A 20915-nucleotide genomic window follows, 5' to 3' on the forward strand; every position below is an offset into this window, starting at 1 on the left:
AAGAGGCTACTTAATAGTAGCCTCTTTACATTTATATTAATTTATCCAATTAGCGTCCTGCTCTACGTCTATCGCCTTCGCTAAGAATACGTTTACGTAAACGAATTGCATCTGGTGTTACTTCTACTAATTCATCATCTTCAATAAATTCAAGTGCTTCTTCTAAGCTGAAGATTTTTGGAGGTGTAAGTCTGATTGCATCGTCAGCACCTGATGAACGTGTATTAGTCATTTTTTTATTTTTACATGCATTAACTGTCATATCTTCACGTCTAGCATTCATACCAATAATCATACCTTCATATACTTCTATTGCTGGTGGTACGAATAAGATTCCACGATCTTCAAGGTTATTAAGTGAGTAACCCATTGTTGTTCCTGCTTCTTGAGCAATAAGTGCACCATTAGCTCTTCTTGGAAGTTCTCCTACGTATTCTGTATAACCTTCAATACGTCTTACAAGAGTAGCTTCTCCACGAGAATCTGTAATAAGTTCACTTCTAAATCCTAAAAGACCACGTGTTGTACAAAGGTACTCAATACGTACATAACCATTTTCTGGTTCCATACTTTGCATCATACCTTTTCTCATATTAAGGTTAGCAATTGCTGCTCCTGAATATTGTTCTGGAAGTGTTACAATAACACGTTCAAGTGGCTCTACAAGTTTACCATTTTCATCTCTGTGCATGATAACTTCTGGTTTTGATACTCCAAGCTCATAGCCTTCACGACGCATGTTTTCGATTAAGATAGATAAGTGAAGCTCTCCACGTCCAGATACTTTGTATCCATCTGTAGTATCCATAGATTCTACTCTAAGACCAACGTTAACTTCTAATTCTTTTTCAAGACGATCTTTGATATGTCTTGTTGTTACGAATTTACCACTTTTACCTGCAAATGGTGAATTATTAACTAAGAAGTTCATAGAAAGTGTTGGTTCTTCAACTGTGATTGGTTCCATAGGTTCAACTTTACCTACTTCCCCTACTGTTTCACCAATAGAAATATCAGTGATACCTGCAATAACTGCGATATCTCCACTTGTTACTTCTTCAATAGGTGTTTGTTTAAGGCCTTCATATGCCATAAGTTTTGCAACACGACCTGTTCTAAGTGTACCGTCATTTGCAGAAATTTGAACTGTTTGACCTTCTTTGATTTTCCCTTTATATACACGACCAATACCAAGACGACCGATAAAGTTGTCATAACCTAATGCACTAATTTGCATTTGAAGAGGTGCTTCATCATCTTTTGGATATTCGCCTACTTGTTTAATAATCGTTTCAAGAAGAGGTTCGATATTGTCTGATGGTTGATCTAATTCATATTGCATGATACCTTGTTTACCAATTCCATAAAGGATTGGGAAATCAAGTTGCTCGTCTGTAGCATTAAGGTCTACGAATAAGTCGAATGTCATATCTACTACTTCTTCAGCACGGTGGTTTGGTTTATCAATTTTGTTAATAACAAGAATTGGTTTTAACCCTTTTTCAAGAGACTTTTGAAGTACGAAACGTGTTTGTGGCATAGGCCCTTCAATTGAGTCTACTAAAAGAATAACTGTATCTACTGTACTGATAACACGTTCTACTTCTGATGAGAAGTCACTATGTCCTGGTGTATCTACAATGTTAATTTTGTAATCTTTATGTCTAATTGAACAGTTTTTTGAATAAATAGTAATCCCTCTCTCACGCTCTAGAGAGTTACTATCCATTACGCAGTCCACTACTTCTTGGTTTGCACGGAATACACCACTCTGATTTAAGAAAGCATCTACTAGAGTAGATTTCCCAGCATCAACGTGGGCAATTACTGCTATATTAATTATTTTATCATGATTCATCTATTTTCCTCATTTCTGCATAATTCTACGCATCTTATCACAAATAGATATTGTATCATTCTTATGCTGATTACTCAACATGTAACATCTAACTATATTTAGGATGAAATATGCGTTTTTTTAGCCATTTTTATAAATAAAGAATTATTTTCATCTGTATTACCTTATGTTATACTACTACTTAATTCATATTTCTTCCATCTTTCTTCATTCTAATATGCCGAAAGATAACTTGAAATATATGACAAAATTAGATAAGGAAGAGGTCATTTATGAAAAAAACTGAATACGGTTTATTTACAACCATTGGGATGATTGTGGGGATCGTTATTGGTTCAGGAATCTTCTTCAGAAGTGATAATATTCTTATTGCAACAGGCGGAAGTATTAAACTGGGTGTGCTTGTATTCTGCCTTGCAGCAATTAGTATCATTTTTGGAAGTCTTACTATTGCCGAACTCGCTTCCCGTACAACTAAAGCAGGAGGGATCATTACCTATGCAGAAGATACATGTAATAAGCATGTTGCCTGTGCATTTGGTTGGTTCCACACATTTCTTTACTATCCAACATTAATCTGTGTTGTAGCGTGGGTTGTTGGGATTTATACATGTTTATTATTTGCTATTGAAGGTACGTTATTAGTACAAATTGGGATAGGTTCTATCGTAGTATGTGTACTCTTTGTCTTCAATATTTTATCAACGAAACTTGGGGGTTATTTCCAAAACTTTGCAACAGTAATTAAGCTTATCCCTCTATTTGTAATAGGTATCGCGGGACTTATTGGTGGCAATCCAACTCATTTAACGCCTAATCAATTAGAGACTGCTCAATCTGCTAGCTGGATCGCAGCTATAACACCTGTTGCCTTTGCCTTTGATGGTTGGATTATTGCAACATCAATGGGACATGAAATTAAAGACGCTAAGAAGAACTTAAGAATTGCTCTTATTTTTGCACCTATATTTATCTTAGCAATTTATCTTTTATACTTCATAGGAATTAGTTTATATATTGGTCCTGAAACAGTTATGCAACTCGGGGATGCCCATGTAGATTTAGCTGCACAACAGCTTGTAGGTCCATGGGGTGCTAAGATTATTTTAATCTTTGTTATCATCTCTGTAATGGGAACTGTTAATGGACTTATCATGGGACTTTTAAGACTGCCATACTCTCTTGCTCTAAGAGATATGTTCCCTCGCTCTGAAAAACTCAAAGAAACTTCACATGGTTTAAGTTTTTCACTTTCTAGCGCAGCGATTGCTTTTAGTGTTTGTGTATTTTGGATGATTATTCACTATTTCACTCAATCTAGTGGAATTTTACAAAACTCTGATGTATCAGAAATTGCAATCACTATTAATTATGTCCTTTATATTGTTCTCTATATCAAAGTTTTCCAACTTGGTCAAAAAGGAGAAATCAAAGGATTTTGGCGTAGTAAAATGAACCCAATTCTTGCAACTTGTGGTTCACTCATGATTTTATTTGGAAGCATAAGCAATCCTTACTTCTTTGTATATGCAGGATTCTCTGTACTGTTATTAATCGGCGGAGCATTATTCTGGCATAACAAATCTAAAAACCTATAAATAGAAAGTGCCTCCTATTCTTGTAAGGATAGGAGGCACTTTCTATTTAACTTTATGTATGATTTTATTTTAAAAATTTCTTAGTTAAAAAAGACTTCTTTTAGTTTTGCTTTGAGAGCATCTCTTAACTCATTAATTTCTGCTTCATAGTTGTCTGAACTATTCTTTGGTGTTCTATCATTTACAAATCTTCCTTTGTTCTCAACACCCCAGAAGCCTGCTGTATCATTATCTAAGACCTCAAATGCCTGCATATATTCATCCCATGCAGCATCATCAATACCGATACCATCACCAATATAGCCACGACCACCACCAAGGAATCCTGCATTCATAATAGTATAGATAGATTTATCTGTTAACATACCTTGTAGACCTGATTCTGTATCTTGATAAGCAAATTTCTTAGCGAAAACTTTCTCCATATAACCTTTTACAATAGCATTTGGTGTATCATGCCAGTTTGGATAAGAGAAGATAATATAATCTGCTTGACTTACTAGCTCTTGTTCTTTTTTTATCTCAGGTGTTGGTTCACCATTTCCATCTTTTGCATAATAAAATTCTTCTGGCATAAGTACTGGATTAAAGTTCATATCATATAAATCTCTTACTTCAACTTCTACACCATTTTCTTCAAAATACTGCATTGCAGTACGTGCCAAATCGTAATGCACGCTATCTTTTCTTGGGTCACCTATTACAAATAATGCTTTTTTAGCATCTGTATCTTTGAATCCTTTTGGACTGTAAACTTGTACTAATTCTGCTGGAACAATAGATGCTGATGTTGCAGCATCTACTTCTGAAGCCCCTGATGTTGCATCTGCTTCCTCTTTGTTTTCTACTTCGGCTTGTGTCACTTGTTCTACTGGTTCACTCACTTGTGGTACTTGTTCTTGTGCACATCCTACTAAAGCAATTGCTAAACCAGCTGCTAATAATGAAGCTAACATTTTTTTATTCATTTTAAATCTCCTTGTAAATCAATTTATATAAATATTATTTATACCGTTTTAATTGCTCTAAAAAATATAAAACTTCTTTTCTTAGAACTTCATTGTTACGTTTAATTACAGCAATAGTTACAGAAATGGGATTACCAGCAAACGGTATTCTTTTAAGATAACTATTGACTTCTAAATTACAATGCCATTCAGGTGTAATAGCAAAAGAAGGTAAATGAGCTAGTGCTGCTTCATAGGTTTTGATTTGATGTGTCACTAAACTCTTGTTGCAAAATTCCATTCCTAATTGACGCATCTCATAATCTAAGCTAAACATCCCACTAAACAAGATATTTTTCTTCACATGCACAAGTCCTCTTAAATCTCCTTTATTAATCTTAGCCTTTTTGCTTAATTCCCATTGTTCGCTGACATGTACCTTAAGCTCTCCTGTAAAAATTTCTTGCATACATAAGTTTTTGTTTATCAAAAACTGATCTAATTTTTTATATTGAAGAGATGTATAAGGAATAACAGCCACGTCTACTTCTTGGCTCCCTAATTTCTCAATACATTGTTCAATATTGCAATACTCTAATTCAAACTCATAATTCATTTGATTAAAAACCTTACAAACCTCAAAAAAGGCTGGCTCGATTACTTCACATCCACATGAAGCAATTTTAATCTTATTTTCACTAATATGATTTAATAGTTTTTGCTTCGTTAGCTCAAATTGGCTTACTACTTGCTTTGCATAGTGATAAACTTCTATGCCCTCTTTAGTAAGTGTAACCCCTCTATTACCACGAATAAAAAGTTGTCTTCCTATTTCTTTTTCTAATTGAGTCACTTGACTACTTAAATTAGGTTGCGAAAGAAATAAGACCTGAGCTGCTTTAGAAATACTTCCTGATTCTACAATTTCAACAATATATTTTAACTGGTTATACTCCATCTTTTCACCTACACATTGAACATTTTACCAATAACGGTTATATTTTACTTTTTGTTCACTAAAATAGTGTATAATTTGTAACTATCATTTACAACCGCTTGGTTATCCATATATTTTAACGCTATATTTATTTTTTTATATATCAAAGTTTTACCTATTATGTTTTCACTCACTATAAAAAGGCCCTTTATGGATTTATTCAATCCATAAAGGGCCTTTTTTATACTATGTATATCTTATGCTTCTGGGTTTGGTGCGCCAACTGGACAAACAGATGCACATGCACCACATTCGATACAAGAATCTGCATCAATAACGAATAAGCCATCTCCTTCAGAAATACAGCTTACTGGACATTCAGCTTCACAAGCACCACAGCTAATACAATCTTCACTAATACGGTATGCCATAATAAAACACCTCCATTTTTTCTCTTTAAAATAGTTGACCTTTTTATAGGATTTTCTATAAGGTTAACACACCTATAGCATATATTTTTGTAAGGCTAATGTCAAGATTTTTCCATCTTAAAAAGCACTTCATTATTCTACTTAATTGCATAAAAATATCTTATTAAAGTTTTATTTTTTATTGTTAAAAATGCTTCAATTTTTCTCCAACTTTTAAGAGGTGCAGAGGTACCTTCTCTCCCTCTACACCTCCTATTTACTCAGGTCTTCTAAAGTCCCATTTCCCTACTGCTGTTTCATTATCAAATGTATAACTTACAATAGCATCAAACTTTGTTCCATTCTTAGTCTTAAGCCCCTTTAAAGTGCCTTCGCCTTTTTTAAGCAACTGCTTCACTAATGTCTTAGTTGGCTTCTTCCCATAATGTGCAAGTGTTGTATCTTCTTTCCAAATAACAAAGCGGCAACCTGATTTATAACCCATACACCCAAAACCTTTAGCACCTTCAATAATATCACTACCACAAAGTGGACATTTGCCTAAGATTTCTTTTTCACCGTTTCCTTTAATTCCATTTGAAGAGGTATTTTTAGATGTACTTGATTTACTAGTAGATGCTTTATTAGCAGCTACCTTTTTACTCGCTACACTTGTTGGTGCAAAAGCTTCTTTGTTGTACTGGATAGGCGCTGTTCTTTGTGTCTTGATCGTGTCTACACCACTTACCACAAACTTAACAATATGATTCATAAAGGTTTCTTTTTTCACTGTTCCCTTTTCAATATCTGATAGGGTCTTTTCAAGCTTCCCTGTATACTCTAAGTCCATTAACCCTTTAACAGGTAATGTTTCTATGAGTTTCTTACCCTTTTCTGTACAGCGAATATTCTTCTTTTGCATTACTGTATAATGAGTATAACAAAGCTTCTTGATTGTCTCTGCACGGGTAGCTGGTGTACCAATACTAAAACCACTTAAGATAGCATCCATTAAATCACTATCTTCTCCCTCTTCACCTACATTCTCCTCAACGTCATCAGTATCATCATTATTGTCTGCTTTACCTTTACCGTTCTTAAACTGCTTACCGCATGTCTCCATAGCTCTAAGTAAAGTTTTTTCTGTATATGGTTTGGGTGGTGTTGTTGCATGACTTGTAACTTCAGCTTTTGCTACATCAACTATTGTTCCTTCTTCTAAATCAGGCAAAATGACATCTTTAGAATTATCTTTTTCAATTTTCTTCCAACCTAATACTTTTTGAATCTTTCCTTTAGAGATAAATTCTCCTTCTACACCTTCTATTTTTGTAGTGAATACAGTCTCTTCAACAATAGAAATAGGCATAAACTGCATCAAGAAACGATTACGTATAGCATCATAAACTAACTTTTCTTCTCCTCCTAGCCCCGTTGGTACCATATACGTTGGAGTAATCGCACTATGGCTTTCTACTTTTTTACTGTTAAAGACACGTGGGCTTCTATGGAATTTAATCTCATCTTCAAAAGGTGTACCTTTTTTCTGAGCCATAAGTACCTTTTGTACTTTATCTATTAAACTTTCGTCTAACACACTACTTGCTGTTCTAGGATAAGTAATAAATTTCTTTTCATATAAACTTTGAGCTACTTTTAATACTTTGTCTGAAGTAAACCCATTATATTTACTTGTAATATATCCTTGTAAAGCTGAAAGATTGAATAGTGCAGGTGGATATTCATTCTTCTCTACTACATCTTTTTGAACAAGTTTTCCTTGTTTAGCTGCAATGGCTTCTTTTACTGCAATGAGATCATTTTCTTTTTCAAATTTATCTTTCTTATCAACAGTATAGGCCCCTTCATAGCTTTCTTTATCAGCTTTAAAAGTAGCTGTTAGTTTAAAGTAGGGTTCTGAGTTAAAGTTAAGAATCTCCATATCTCTGTCATAAATCATTTTTAATGTTGGTAAAAGTACACGTCCTATATTGAATAATTCACCTTTACCCGATTTATATTTCAAAGTAGCTACAGAAGTTAAGTTAATTCCAATAAGCCAATCAGCATGCTGGCGACTTATACCTGCATCTTGTAATGGCTGCATAGTTTCATTAGGAACTATCTTCTCTAAGCCTTTTTTCACCTCATCTTCTGTCCATTCATTTAGAAGTATACGGTACCTTGGCTTCTTAACCTTCAAGAAGTTCATAATACAGTCTCCGATAACCTGTCCCTCCCTATCGTAGTCACAGGCTGAGATCACACCATCAACATCATCACGGTTAATAAGGTCTTTGATACACTTCATTTGTTTCTTGGCACCTTGATCTACTTTTTTCTTACCTTGTTCCATCTTGATCTTATATTTAAATTGATCCGGTATAAAAGGGAAGTTTTCCATACGCCAAATTTGCATCTTTTCATCATAGTCTTTTGCATCATAGAGTTCTACAAGATGACCAAATGCCCATGTAATAAGATAATCTTCCCCTTCAAAATATCCGTCTTTTCGTCCTTTGATGTGCAGGGCATCTGCAATATTTTTAGCGACAGATGGTTTTTCTGCAATAATGACTCTTTTCACTTAGATTGCCCTCCCATTAATATTTATCTACTCATTTTTTTCTTAGAAATAGTATTGTAACACATAACAAGAGACACTACAAAATGCTTTTATAGTGTCTCTTGATCTAGCTTATATCATACTTAGAAATATAAAAGCTCTAAGTTTGGCCTAGAGCTTTCATTATACTACTTATTTTCTTCGTCTGTGTTATCTGCTTCTACTACTTCTTCTGTAGCTTCTTCAGCTTCTATTTCGTCTTCTTTATCAAAATCTTTAATTGCTACGTATTCTACATCATCATCTTCTTCGCCATAAAGGTCATCTTCTAGTTCATCTTCTAGATCATCATCGAAATACTCATAGTATTCTTCAATGTATTCATCATTTCTTGATTTTAACCATAATACAAGACCTACTAATCCTGCAACTACAGCTAATGCGATTCCAAACCACAAACCTCTATTTGATCTTTCTTTTCTTCTTCCACAACACATGAGTTTTCTGACCTCCTTGACTTTCTTTTTAAATTTACGTTTATTCACTGTTTCATCTCCTTAACACAGTAAACTACTCTTATATACTATTATAACAATTTTCAAATCATATAACAACTCTATATTTATCTGTATTTAATCTGTTTACCTTTTAATAGGTTATCCATTTCATCTTAAAATATGAATTTCAATTGCTATTTCTCGTATATAAATTTATATCTCTAGTATCATTAAATTTATATATTCTATACAAATATTTTCACATGATTGGTTGCTTAAACTAAAGATACTCTCTTTATCATCTGTCCTAATAATTGTATCACCTATAAAATTAAATTTTTCTGTTTTCCGACTTATTGGTTGACAATACATTCCTGGATATTTCCTAGAATTAACTAAAAAACTAATTTGTATACTTGTTTTACATCTTGCTATACCTGGTAATACAAATATTGTACAATGTACATAATATGATCTATTACTTTCTAGCACTATTTGATTTTTTCCCATTATATATTTGATAGAATCTCCTCTAGAAACTATTTTATCCAACAAAGGGACTTTTTCATAGCACTTCACACACATATTTTTTTCTGCACAAATATATAAATAATCTCTAATAGCATCCTTTCCAGCAGGTCCTGTTGGTCCTTGAGGGCCAGTTGCTCCTGTAGAACCCTTTTCTCCTGGGGGACCTGTTACTCCCGTAGAACCCTTTTCTCCTTGTGAGCCTGTTGCTCCTGTAACTCCCCTCTCTCCTTGTGGGCCTGTTGCTCCTGTAACTCCCTGCTCTCCTTGTGGGCCTGTTACTCCCGTAGAACCCTTTTCTCCTTGGGGACCTGTTGCTCCTGTAACTCCCTGCTCTCCTTGTGAGCCTGTTGCTCCTGTTACCCCCTGCTCTCCTTGTGAGCCTGTTGCTCCTGTAACTCCCTGCTCTCCTTGTAAGCCTGTTGCTCCTGTTACCCCCTGCTCTCCTTGTGAGCCTGTTGCTCCCGTAGAACCCTTTTCTCCTTGTGAACCTGTTGCTCCTGTAACTCCCTGCTCTCCTTTAGGGCCTGTTGCTCCTGTAACTCCTTGCTCTCCTCTTGGACCTGTTGCTCCTGTAGGGCATATAGGACAAGTTGAGTTAATAATAGTCGTATTCACTTCATTAGTATTTACTACTACCCGCCTTGTATTATTTTCCATATCTATAAAGGTATATTTAAGAGTTCCTGTATTATATATTGTCGTGCCATTTTTTAGATTTGATGCCACTTGTACTACGAACTGAATATTGATGGATTGTTTTGGTCCTATATCCTTTAATACAATTCCCTCTGAAAGTAATGGACTATTAACTTGTACATTATTAACTATAACTGAATCTACTTGCAAATTCACATTACTTGACAAAGGATCAACAAATAATACTTCTTTGAGCGTTTGACTACTTGTATTAGTAAAAGTTATTGTATAAGTTAATTTATCTCCCGGCTCACATATCACTCTATTTACATTTTTTTGAATATCTGTTACGGGAGTACCTTCTAATTGCTCCAAACGGATATCATCAATAAGATAATCATTACCGTAGGCGGGACCACCTTCACTAATAAAGCTTACCGTTAACACCGTATTACTTGCACTATTAAAAACAGCACCTACTTGTTTCCATGTAGGAATTGAAGTAAGCCCTAGATTTTGTGTCAATAACTTATTAAATATATCTTCTGATCCTGAAATAATTACACGTAGTTCTGGATTAATATACCCTGTAAGTGCATCTAAATTTAATATCCATGTAGAAAAGACATAATCTGTATTTGCCTTTACTGTTACCTGAGTAGTAAATATAGATTGATCAGGATGTCCCCCATTAACGACCATCATCCTTCCTGTTTCATTACCTGTACTATGGTCTGCTGTATTAAACCACACAGCAAAATTCATATTATCTATAATATTACTTATGGAATACTCTCCATCTACTGGTAAACGATCACCATATTGGACATATTCAAAACTTGTTTCAAAATTGTTATAGGGGGGATTCGCAGTAGGTGGACTTGTTTGAACAGGAGTTCCATTAGGTAATAATCCAAATTCTCCATTTCCTCCTTCTACAATTAAATTTTTTCCCACCGTTACATAAGTATTAAGTGCTAATGGTATATTGGCTACTGGTGAATCTATAAACTGTATGTCTGAAATATCTGATGTAATTACTGTAATATAAACTGTATTTGGCGTTAAAGACATAATATTTGTCGTATCACTTGGTACTCCATCTATTACAGAAACGTCTGGATCTTGAGGTGTTACTGTTATTGATGTTGCTTTATTCCATTCATCATTTATTGTATTCACTGTATACCCTGCAGCTTCAACTACCCTATATTCACCAGTAGGTATATTATTAAATATGAAATCTCCATTACTATCCGTTTTGGTTATAATGCCTAGTCCTGTAAATGTTCCACTAACACTTATATCTCCCTTTTCTTGTAGAGCCATATAAATATTAGCAACGGCCTTACTATCTGACGTTACCTGTGGTACTCCACTAGGAACAAATGCTACATTTCCCGATATATTCATATACACCACCCGAACCTAAAATTATTTTCTATGATAATATATGAATATTTTTTCACCTTGCTACCTAATACTTACAACCTTGTTCTTTTTATTCCAACATTTATAAATGAAAAATATGAGTACAAAATTAACAAGCCACCTTAAGGTGGCTTATTAATTTTAAACTATTAATTAATTCTTAATAGAAATGGTCGATCATGTAATCCATACCAAGACCTATAGCATAAAACCGCTTCATAAAAGTTATTATATCTAATAGGTGTTACCATATCCCATAAAGCATCATTGCCTGTGCAACCACCTTTTGTTTCACCAATGTAGATGATTTGTGCTTTTGGATTAATGTGTTTTAGAAGTTGAATAACTGTTAAAATAGGTGCTTTTTGAGCACACCAAGAAATTAAAAGATAATCTATCTGGCTACCATATTTTCTAACGCTTTCTATACAATCTAATTGTTCTAAATCTTTAATCCAAAAATTAGTCAATAACTCCTCAGAGTAATCATCTGTTGCATGAATATTAACTCCAAAACTTCTCAAGCCATAGGTAAGACATCCTGTCCCTGCCATAATTTCTAGGACTTTTTTGTCTTTAATAAAAGATGCTAATGCCTTACAAACGTTTTTAGTTACTAGTGTGTAACCAACTATAGGTAACAGTGTCTCTCTATAATCATAACTATTGTAATCTTTAGGTATAATAATAGGTACACCGCAACTATCAAATCCAGCATAGATTTGGTCTGTATAATCAAAAGGAATATCTTCTGGTAAATCTTTATGAAAATAAGTTTTAAAAACTGACGGTACAGGAATAAGGGTTTCTCCTAGTTTGCGTATTGTTCTCATGTCATGCCCTCTTTATGTTAAATTTATCATTAATTTGCTACACTATTTTAGTGTAGCTAGTAAATAAATTGTTCCCTTTCTCACTAATCCATATGCTTATCAAAATATTCAAGTTCAAAATAGACTTCTATTAGTTTAGCTATAATGCTAAAGCGAGTTAATCATCTTATATTGATTAACTCGCTTTTTATAATCTCTATCTATTTCATTTTATTTCATCTAACTTATATGGTGTTACTTGGTATACGTAGTAGTTGAGCCAGTTTGAAAACATAATATAAGCATGAGAGCGCCATTTTACATCTGGTCCTTTGTCCATATCATCATCTCTAAAATAGTGATGTGGCATTTGTATAGGTAAACCTTTATCTAAATCACGTCTATACTCATTACCTAATGTCCAAGGGTCATACTCAGCATGACCTGTTGCAAAAATCTGTTTGCCATCTTTTGAAATTGCTAGTGCTATCCCTGCTTCTTCTGAATCCAATAAAATATCTACGCAGTTACAAGCTTTTACTTCTTCCCTAGAGATTTCAGTATGCCTTGAATGAGGAATAAATACACAGTCATCCAATCCATAAAGAAGTGGTCCCGTGCCTACTTTATAATGTTCAAATACTCCAAAACGTTTTGCTGGCAAGTCAAACTTTTTAATACCATAATGATAATAAAGTCCTGCCTGTGCTCCCCAACAAATATGGAATGTAGAAGTTACATGAGTTTTAGTCCATTCCATAATGTCTGCTAACTCTTCCCAATATGTAACCTCTTCAAAAGGTATTTGCTCTACTGGAGCACCTGTAATAATCATACCATCAAATCTTTCTTCACTAATTTCATCAAATGTTTTATAAAATGTATTAAGGTATTCACTAGATGTATTTTTTGATTCATGTGAAGCTGGTCTTAATAATGTAATATCGATTTGAAGAGGGGTATTTCCAAGTAGTCTTAGAAGTTGGACTTCTGTGTCTTGTTTAATAGGCATTAAATTTAATACAGCTATTTTAAGTTCACGTATATCTTGTTTAATAGCCCTCTCCTCATCCATGATGAAAATATTTTCTTTTTGTAAAATATCTGCTGCTGGTAATTGATTTGGTACTCTAATTGGCAAAATACTTCCTCCCTATCTTTGATACACTTGACGAATTTTTTCTTCTAATTCTTTATTGAACTTATTAAGTTTATCTACATTGCCTTCTTCCCATAAGCCCCAAAACATTTCATAAATCTCATTCATGTCGTCTTGTTCATTGTTCTTAGCAAGTGCTTGCACATTTCCAAAGATGTCTGCTACTACGTTTGATTCTGCCTGGAACCCAGCTTGTGCTTTAAGTACTTCATCTCGTATTTCTGCCATTTCTTGATCCAGCTTATGAGCAGCTTCTGCGGCTTTATTAAGACGCTCTTGAATTGTTTCTGGCATATTTTGCTTATATTTATATCTTAGAGAGTGTTCAATTGTTGCCCAAAAATTCATAGCTAATGTACGAATTTGAATCTCTGCAAAAATCAATTTTTCACCTTGAGCTGTTTGCACAGGGTATTTTATAATCATATGATAACTACGATAACCACTTGGCTTTAGGTTATTGATATAATCACGTTCTTCTACTAAATACATATCTTTGCCATGGCGCTTGCGGATAATTTCTCTTACTGTATAAATATCTTCAACAAACTGGCACATAATACGGATCCCCGCAATATCTTCCATCTTTTCTTCCACTTGATCCAGTGGAATATTTTTCTTTTTAGCTTTCTCTAATATACTTGAAATTTTCTTAACACGGCCTGTCACAAATTCTATTGGTGAATACTCATCCAGGTTAATGTACTCGTTTCTAATCCCTTTGAACTTAATTTTCAGTTCTTCTACAGCTTGTGTATAGGGTGTTAAAATCTTCTTCCAGTTATTAATTTCCACCTATTGTTCACCATCCTTTTGCCTAAACTCATCATTTTTATTATACCTTATTTACGGTAACTTGCTCAACTTAAAATTCTAGTGCACATATTTTCCCAACTTGTCTCATAAATTGTACTAGTTATGTATTTAGATAAGGAGGAAGTCTATGGGTAAAAAAGCACTGATCACTGGTACAATTGTTTTAACCTTAACCAGTTTTGCAACGAAAATACTTGGATTTATTTTTCGTATTTACATGTCCAATATTATGGGGGCTGAAGGTGTTGGATTGTATCAACTTATTTTCCCCATCTATATGCTCATCTGGGCAGCCTCATCTGCTGGCATTTCACTTGCTGTATCCAAAAAAGTAGCTGAACATACAGCTCATGGTAGACATGCAGATGGTATCCGTACATTAAGGTCCGCCTTAATTATTTCTGTAAGTATTGCAACATTTATGTCTGGTTTTATTTTTGTCGCAGCACCTTGGGTTGCAAACTCCTATATACACGAGCCACGTACTGCACTTGCTCTTCGCTATTTGTTTGTATGTGTTCCCTTTATGGCTATAGCTTGTTGTATTCGTGGTTACTTCCAAGGTAGACAAGAAATGGCTGTTTCTGGCCTTGCCCAAGTTGTCGAGCAAATTGCTCGTATGGCTATTATTATCTGCTTTGCTAGTCTTTATATTCCAAAAGGTATTGAATATGCCTGTGCTCTTGGTGCTCTTGGCCTTTGCGCTGGTGAGTTTTGTTCTGCACTCTTTACTTTCACTATGTTTCAACTAAAAAAACGCAAGTTACCACCAAGCAAACCAACATTACCTTACCGCAGCATTATGGGCTCACTGATGACCATCTCTATTCCTATTACTGCAAATCGTTTTCTTACTTCAGCCCTAAGCTCTATAGAAAACATTCTTATCCCTATCCAACTTCAAAAGTTTGGAATGAATAACAGTGAAGCACTAGGTATGTATGGTATGTTTAGTGGAATGGCACTTCCTCTTCTTCTCTTCCCTTCAATGGTTACAATGGCCATTTCAACTGCTCTTGTCCCTGCCATTTCAGAAGCGGTAGCTAAGAACAACACCAGAGTTCTCCATAAAACAGTAAGTAAATCTATACAATACTCTGCTGTAATTGGAATTGGTTCTTGCGTACTCTTTTTAACACTAGGAGATGAAATTGCTATGGCTTGCTATGGCCGCCAAGAAGTTGGAGACCTCCTTCGCTACTTAGCCATTATCTGTCCTTTCCTTTACTTAAGAGATATATTAACTGGTATGCTTAATGGGTTAGGACTTCAACGCTTAACCTTTAAGGGTAATAGTATTGCTTCTGTTATATGCATCGTCCTTATTTTAATCCTTGTTCCACGCTTAGGTATTATTGGATTCGTTGTGGCAATGCTTATTCAGTCTACACTTGTAAGCTGCTATCATTTATGGCACGCTCTCAAACATATTAACCTTTCTGTAGATATTGTAGGCTGGTTCATTAAACCTACTTTAGCTGCTGTAGCAGGTGGACTTACACTCAACTATGTGTTTGACCATCATTTAATGACTCTCTTTAGTCTACGTATCTCTACAGTAATTGGTTCCTTAAGTCTTGCAGCCTTCTACATAGTTTTTCTATTTTTATTCAAATCCATTACAAAAGAAGATATTAAATTATTTATTTAATTACTCTTGGCACTTGCGTCTTGCAAGTGCCTCTTTTTGTTTGCGTTCATATCCTTCATCTGTAAGCTCACAATATACAGTGCCTCTTAAAGCTTCTGGTAAATACGCTTGTTCTACATAATGATTTGGATAATTGTGAGGATAAAGATAGTCTATCCCTCTTCCTAAATCTTTTGCACCACTATAATGGCTATCTTTAAGATATAATGGCACTGTTCCAATATCTCTAGTACGCACATCACTAAGCGCTGCATCAATACCAAGATAACTTGCATTGCTCTTTGGTGCACAGGCTACATAGACTGCAGCTTGTGCTAATATAATACGCCCTTCTGGCATACCAATACGTTCTACTGCAAGCATTGCATTCGTTGCTACGACTAGAGCCATGGGGTCAGCATTACCTACATCTTCACTTGCACAAATAGTAATACGTCTTGCTATAAATTTAGGATCCTCTCCCGCTTCTATCATTCTCGCCAAGTAATGAAGTACTGCATCTTTATCACTTCCACGCATACTCTTAATAAATGCAGAGATGACATCATAATGGTTGTCACCCTTTTTATCATAGTTCAACATACGCTTTTGCATGCATTCTTCCATAACTGCTGCATCTATATGAATAAGTCCATCTTCACTTCTTTCTGTAGTCATAGCTGCAAGTTCAATAGCATTCAGTGCACTTCTTGCATCACCCCCACTTCTAAGACCTATAAATTCTAACGCTTCATCTGTAATCGTACACTTATATACACCAAGTCCACGCTCTTTGCTTTTTAGCGCTTCAATTATAATTTTTTTTATAGCCTCTTCACCTAATGGGCGAAGTTCAAAAATTAAAGATCTAGAAATAAGCGCTCTATTTACTTCAAAATAAGGATTTTCTGTTGTTGCACCAATTAATATAATCGTACCATCCTCTGCATAAGGAAGGAGCGCATCTTGCTGAGCCTTATTAAAACGATGGATCTCATCTACAAAAATAATGGTCTTGTGTCCAGTCATAGCCTGATGATCTTTTGCTTCCTTAACAGCTTCTGTTATATCTGATTTACCACTGGTTGTCGCATTCAAAATAACAAACTTTGCTTTTGTTGTATTGGCAATTACTTTAGCAATTGTTGTTTTCCCCGTTCCTGGTGGGCCATAAAAAATGAGAGATTGGAGCTTGTCTGCTTTTATCGCACGATACAGTAACTTATCTGGTTGTAATATATGTTCTTGTCCTACTACTTCTTCTAGTTTTTTAGGTCTCATACGAGAAGCAAGTGGTGAGTCTACACTTTTCTTATTTTCACTAATATAATCAAATAAATCCATATTATCCACCTCAATTCTTCGAAACATCATTATATCATATTTTTACCATATAGTTATGAAATTAACATGCAGACTAAATTCTATCATTTATTAAATACTATTGACTTTTCTAAAATTTTATTCTATAGTAGTTCTAAACAAAACTACTAAGGGTGATAATATGCATTTCGAAGAAGCACTTACCAAGTTAGGGTTAACACCTATAGAAGCTACTATTTACACAACACTTTGTAAACATGGTGCTTTAACAGGATATGAAGTTGCAAAACTCTGTGGCATTTCTCGTTCTAATGTATACGCAGCACTATATAGTCTCCAAGACAAAGGTAAATGCTATCTTCTAGACGAGGAACCTAACAAATATATTGCAATATCAAAGGAAGATTTACTTCTTTTAGCAAAAAAAGATTTTAAAGCCATTTATGAAACAATTGATACATTCTATCCTGAGAATTTACTTGTTTCAGATCCTTATATAACAATCAAAGGTTATCAAAATGTTATAGATAAAATTACAAATACTATCAAAAGCTGCAAATCACATTTGTATATTTTGACAACTGCTGACATTCTTGAACAATTTAGGGATGTCCTAAGTGAGATTAGTACAAGTAAAAGAGTCACCATTATTTGTAATTCACATTTAATATTAGGAGAGGCTCTTGTTTATGTTAAAGTCAAACCGCCTCTTGGTTTTCATATGATTGTGGATACACATTGTGTCATCACTGGGGATCTAGCTAATACATCATCACAATGTCTTTATACCACTAATCAATCTCTCGTACGGCTTATGCGAGAATCATTAATCACAGAATTAGAAATGATTCGTCTCACGAATCAATAGGGAGGATTGCTATGCACACTTTACACGGTAATTTTACAACTGATACTCAATTCTTTGGAGGAAACAATGTCTTCGACCTCATTGAAGAATACGGATCTCCACTCTATATTTACAATGAAGAAATTCTTCGTACACGTTGCAAAGAAATTAAAAACTTAGTTACTTATGAGAACTTTGTTCCACACTATTCAGTAAAAGCAAATACAAATATTCACTTACTTAAAATTGTTAGAGAAGAAGGCCTTCATGCAGATGTTATGAGTCCTGGTGAAATATACCTTGCACTTCAAAGTGGATTCAAACCGGAAGAACTTTTCTTTATTCCAAATAACGTTACAGCTGAAGATATGCGTTATGCGATCAATCATGGTGTTCTAATGAGCTTAGATTCTCTTTCTCAACTTGAACTTTATGGAGAAATGAACCCAGGTAGTAAAGTTGCTTTACGTTTCAATCCTGGTATTGGTGCTGGCCACCATGAAAAAGTTGTTACAGCAGGTAAAAAAACTAAATTCGGAATTAACCAAGAAGATATTGATATTGTTAAATCTCTTCTTAAAAAATATGATTTAACATTAGTAGGAATTAATCAACACATCGGTTCATTATTTATGGATTACGATCCATATATTCAAAGTACTGCTTCTATCTTACACATCGCAGAGCACTTTGAGGATTTAGAATTTATTGATTTAGGCGGTGGCTTCGGTATTCCTTATCATAAACAAGATGGTGAAGCACGCTTAGATATTAAAACACTTGGTCACAAACTCGATGTTGTACTTCACAACTTTGCTGAAAGCTATGGCAAAAAACTTCAATTCCAAATTGAGCCTGGACGCTATATCCCTTGCGAATGCGGACTTATCCTTGGTACAGTTACAAGTTTAAAAGAAAATGCTGGTGTACATTACCTTGGAACAGATGTAGGATTCAATGTTCTTCAACGTCCTATTATGTATGACTCACATCATGATATGGAACTTTATACTACACATGTTGCTTGTACTTCACCACTAACACCTTTTACTGTAGTAGGTAACATTTGTGAAAGTGGGGATATTCTGGCTAAAGACCGTCTTCTTCCTACTCCACATGTAGGTGACCTAATAGGAGTATTAGATGCTGGTGCTTACGGCTTCTCAATGTCATCTTCTTATAACCAACGTCCTCGTACTGCCGAAGTCCTTATTGAGGAAACTGGTAATGTAAAATTAATCCGCAAACGTGAGACACTTGAAGATTTACTTCGTCCTATGCTTGTATAACAAGGATTAATATTAAAAATATAAAAAGAACCTTCTATAGCTAGGAATTTTTCACTAGATATAGAAGGTTCTTTTTTATTATTCATTGCTAACTAGAATACCATTTCTTCTTGTTGTTCTAATCTTTTAGCAATTTTTATAATCTCTTGAAGCTTATTAATAATTTGCTCTGATATCCCATAGGTGTCTTGATAAATTCTCTGAGCTCCTACTAAATCTCCTGTTTCAATTGCACGAATAACATGATGCCCGTTATTATGTAAGGTCTTATGAATGCCTTCAATCGTATCCCATACTTCTTTAATCTGTGGATGTTTAATCTCTAAACCATTATAAAAGTGACCAAACTCACACTTATTCTCATTTGTTTGGATAGCTTCAATCTTTTTATTTTTTAACATTGTTTCTAACTTAATAACCCATTTTTGATGTGCTTTAATCGCTCTTTCAATAACTATTATAAATTGTTCATTTGAAAGTTTTGTATAACCCTCACTCATATTATGGAATATTGCTTTTATCTGGTTAGATACCCCTTCATCTATAGAACTAATACTCTTTGCATACTCATAAGTTTTCTCAGATACTTCGCTTACTTCTAAAGACATTTGATTCATTTTTTCTGTCTCAAGTACAACTTCATTCATCCCAACTGAAATCTCTTGTGCTGACTGATTAATCTCATTTATCGTTGTTGATAAAGTTTGAATTTGCCCTACTGTCATCTCTAGATTACGTCCGCCTTCTTCAAATGTATGATTAACTTGTTCCATCTTTGAATCCATTTCTTCCATTGAGTGAATGGTTGTTTTAACACTATGGATACCATCGGTTGTTGCTTCTCTAATATTTTGTGTAAAGGTCTGCATATCACCTAACTTACTTTTTGTGCCTTCTGCTAACTTTCTAATTTCTTCTGCAACAACAGCAAATCCTCTCCCCTGTTCCCCTGCTCTTGCTGCTTCAATACTAGCATTTAAAGCAAGTAAATTAGTTTGCTCTGCAATAGCTCTTACACCTTCTACAATCTCATCTACTTTATGTGAAAGTTGCTCTAAGACATTAATTTTATCTTCCATAATCTTTGCATTATCGAATACTACTTGTCTAATATTATTGATTTCATTAAGTTGTTGCATATTTTCTTTATTTGTAGTCATAAGCTCTAGTGACTTACTACTTACCTCTTTAAGGACGTGTGTGCTTTCTTCCAAACTCACAGATACTTCATTTATACTTAACTTCGCTTCTTCTACAATTGCCATATTACAATTACTTGACATCTCTAACTCTGCTGCAATATTTTTAAGTCTATTTGCACTAAAGCTCATTGTTACATCAAACTCACTCAACTTTGAGCTTTCTGCTAGAAGTTGGACTGTCATATCATAATTTAAACTATGTACATTCATATATCTATCTACAACTTCTAATACTTTTTGATGCTGTGGGTGGTTTGTTTTAGGTGCTTCACAGCATTTCCCTTTCATATTACTTTCCATATAATCAAAGATACTGCATACTTCTGAACACTTTTTACGTTTGAACATATTAAACGATCTCCTCGTATATTTTATATATTTTCACCTTAAGTCAACCCTACTCTTCCGCTAATATTACTGATATCT

At 34.4% G+C, this 20915-nt stretch carries 16 protein-coding genes; 4 read left to right on the plus strand and 12 right to left on the minus strand.

Annotated elements, in window-relative coordinates; all coding sequences use genetic code 11:
* Nucleotides 1–49 precede the first annotated feature (49 nt).
* Complete coding sequence (typA, locus tag PBV87_RS01440; protein WP_053984705.1) at nt 50–1858, minus strand: translational GTPase TypA; 1809 nt, start codon at nt 1856–1858, stop codon at nt 50–52.
* A 272-nt stretch (nt 1859–2130) separates the two neighbouring features.
* Between typA and PBV87_RS01445 the strand changes: the two genes are divergently transcribed.
* On the plus strand, nt 2131–3456 hold the full coding sequence (locus tag PBV87_RS01445; RefSeq protein WP_053984706.1) for an APC family permease: 1326 nt from the start codon (nt 2131–2133) through the stop codon (nt 3454–3456).
* 80 nt (nt 3457–3536) lie between these two features.
* Here the strand turns inward: PBV87_RS01445 and PBV87_RS01450 are convergent, their stop codons facing one another.
* From PBV87_RS01450 to yjbM, 9 genes are all read right to left on the minus strand, one after another.
* The gene (locus tag PBV87_RS01450) at nt 3537–4424 is read right to left on the minus strand and encodes an NAD(P)H-dependent oxidoreductase (RefSeq protein ID WP_053984707.1); all 888 of its coding nucleotides are present in this window, start codon (nt 4422–4424) and stop codon (nt 3537–3539) included.
* 34 nt (nt 4425–4458) lie between these two features.
* On the minus strand, nt 4459–5361 hold the full coding sequence (locus PBV87_RS01455) for a LysR family transcriptional regulator (protein WP_271010898.1): 903 nt from the start codon (nt 5359–5361) through the stop codon (nt 4459–4461).
* 236 nt (nt 5362–5597) lie between these two features.
* Entirely contained in the window at nt 5598–5771 is a 174-nt protein-coding gene (locus PBV87_RS01460) for a DUF362 domain-containing protein (RefSeq protein WP_053984709.1), read from the minus strand.
* Nucleotides 5772–6027: 256 nt separating this feature from the next.
* Complete coding sequence (locus PBV87_RS01465; protein WP_053984710.1) at nt 6028–8337, minus strand: type IA DNA topoisomerase; 2310 nt, start codon at nt 8335–8337, stop codon at nt 6028–6030.
* A 167-nt stretch (nt 8338–8504) separates the two neighbouring features.
* A complete protein-coding gene (locus PBV87_RS01470; RefSeq protein ID WP_154668825.1) occupies nt 8505–8861 on the minus strand; it encodes a hypothetical protein in 357 nt (118 codons plus the stop codon).
* Between the two features lie 165 nt (nt 8862–9026).
* Nucleotides 9027–11393, minus strand: coding sequence for a hypothetical protein (locus PBV87_RS01475; protein ID WP_271010899.1), 2367 nt, complete (start codon nt 11391–11393; stop codon nt 9027–9029).
* A 167-nt stretch (nt 11394–11560) separates the two neighbouring features.
* On the minus strand, nt 11561–12244 hold the full coding sequence (locus tag PBV87_RS01480; protein WP_053984713.1) for a hypothetical protein: 684 nt from the start codon (nt 12242–12244) through the stop codon (nt 11561–11563).
* A 205-nt stretch (nt 12245–12449) separates the two neighbouring features.
* Nucleotides 12450–13364: a homoserine O-acetyltransferase MetA gene (gene metA / locus PBV87_RS01485; protein WP_053984714.1), complete on the minus strand. Its 915-nt coding sequence runs from the start codon at nt 13362–13364 to the stop codon at nt 12450–12452.
* A gap of 12 nt (nt 13365–13376) precedes the next feature.
* A complete protein-coding gene (yjbM, locus tag PBV87_RS01490; protein ID WP_053984715.1) occupies nt 13377–14177 on the minus strand; it encodes a GTP diphosphokinase in 801 nt (266 codons plus the stop codon).
* 148 nt (nt 14178–14325) lie between these two features.
* Here yjbM and spoVB point away from each other — a divergent pair, with 148 nt between their 5' ends.
* Nucleotides 14326–15849, plus strand: coding sequence for a stage V sporulation protein B (gene spoVB, locus PBV87_RS01495; protein WP_053984716.1), 1524 nt, complete (start codon nt 14326–14328; stop codon nt 15847–15849).
* Here the strand turns inward: spoVB and PBV87_RS01500 are convergent, their stop codons facing one another.
* Nucleotides 15850–17172: a replication-associated recombination protein A gene (locus tag PBV87_RS01500; RefSeq protein WP_271010900.1), complete on the minus strand. Its 1323-nt coding sequence runs from the start codon at nt 17170–17172 to the stop codon at nt 15850–15852.
* Nucleotides 17173–17332: 160 nt separating this feature from the next.
* On the opposite strand from PBV87_RS01500, the gene PBV87_RS01505 reads away from it, so the two are divergent.
* Both PBV87_RS01505 and lysA read left to right on the plus strand, forming a co-directional pair.
* Nucleotides 17333–18019, plus strand: a complete 687-nt coding sequence (locus tag PBV87_RS01505; protein WP_053984718.1) for a TrmB family transcriptional regulator — start codon at nt 17333–17335, stop codon at nt 18017–18019.
* A gap of 11 nt (nt 18020–18030) precedes the next feature.
* Complete coding sequence (gene lysA, locus PBV87_RS01510) at nt 18031–19287, plus strand: diaminopimelate decarboxylase (protein WP_053984719.1); 1257 nt, start codon at nt 18031–18033, stop codon at nt 19285–19287.
* Between the two features lie 92 nt (nt 19288–19379).
* Here lysA and PBV87_RS01515 read toward each other — a convergent pair whose 3' ends face one another.
* Nucleotides 19380–20837 (minus strand): methyl-accepting chemotaxis protein, encoded by a 1458-nt coding sequence (locus PBV87_RS01515; protein ID WP_053984720.1) that lies wholly within the window; start codon nt 20835–20837, stop codon nt 19380–19382.
* Nucleotides 20838–20915 lie beyond the last annotated feature (78 nt).

The organism is Holtiella tumoricola (genome assembly GCF_027857615.1).
Taxonomy (GTDB): Bacteria; Bacillota; Clostridia; order Lachnospirales; family Cellulosilyticaceae; genus Holtiella; species Holtiella tumoricola.

Bases quoted from the DNA above. Each gene is read 5' to 3' on its own strand.
- typA (WP_053984705.1), bottom strand. From the start codon at position 1,858: ATGAATCATGATAAAATAATTAATATAGCAGTAATTGCCCACGTTGAT.
- PBV87_RS01445 (WP_053984706.1), top strand. From the start codon at position 2,131: ATGAAAAAAACTGAATACGGTTTATTTACAACCATTGGGATGATTGTG.
- PBV87_RS01450 (WP_053984707.1), bottom strand. From the start codon at position 4,424: ATGAATAAAAAAATGTTAGCTTCATTATTAGCAGCTGGTTTAGCAATT.
- PBV87_RS01455 (WP_271010898.1), bottom strand. From the start codon at position 5,361: ATGGAGTATAACCAGTTAAAATATATTGTTGAAATTGTAGAATCAGGA.
- PBV87_RS01460 (WP_053984709.1), bottom strand. From the start codon at position 5,771: ATGGCATACCGTATTAGTGAAGATTGTATTAGCTGTGGTGCTTGTGAA.
- PBV87_RS01475 (WP_271010899.1), bottom strand. From the start codon at position 11,393: ATGAATATATCGGGAAATGTAGCATTTGTTCCTAGTGGAGTACCACAG.
- PBV87_RS01480 (WP_053984713.1), bottom strand. From the start codon at position 12,244: ATGAGAACAATACGCAAACTAGGAGAAACCCTTATTCCTGTACCGTCA.
- spoVB (WP_053984716.1), top strand. From the start codon at position 14,326: ATGGGTAAAAAAGCACTGATCACTGGTACAATTGTTTTAACCTTAACC.
- PBV87_RS01500 (WP_271010900.1), bottom strand. From the start codon at position 17,172: ATGGATTTATTTGATTATATTAGTGAAAATAAGAAAAGTGTAGACTCA.
- PBV87_RS01505 (WP_053984718.1), top strand. From the start codon at position 17,333: ATGCATTTCGAAGAAGCACTTACCAAGTTAGGGTTAACACCTATAGAA.
- lysA (WP_053984719.1), top strand. From the start codon at position 18,031: ATGCACACTTTACACGGTAATTTTACAACTGATACTCAATTCTTTGGA.
- PBV87_RS01515 (WP_053984720.1), bottom strand. From the start codon at position 20,837: ATGTTCAAACGTAAAAAGTGTTCAGAAGTATGCAGTATCTTTGATTAT.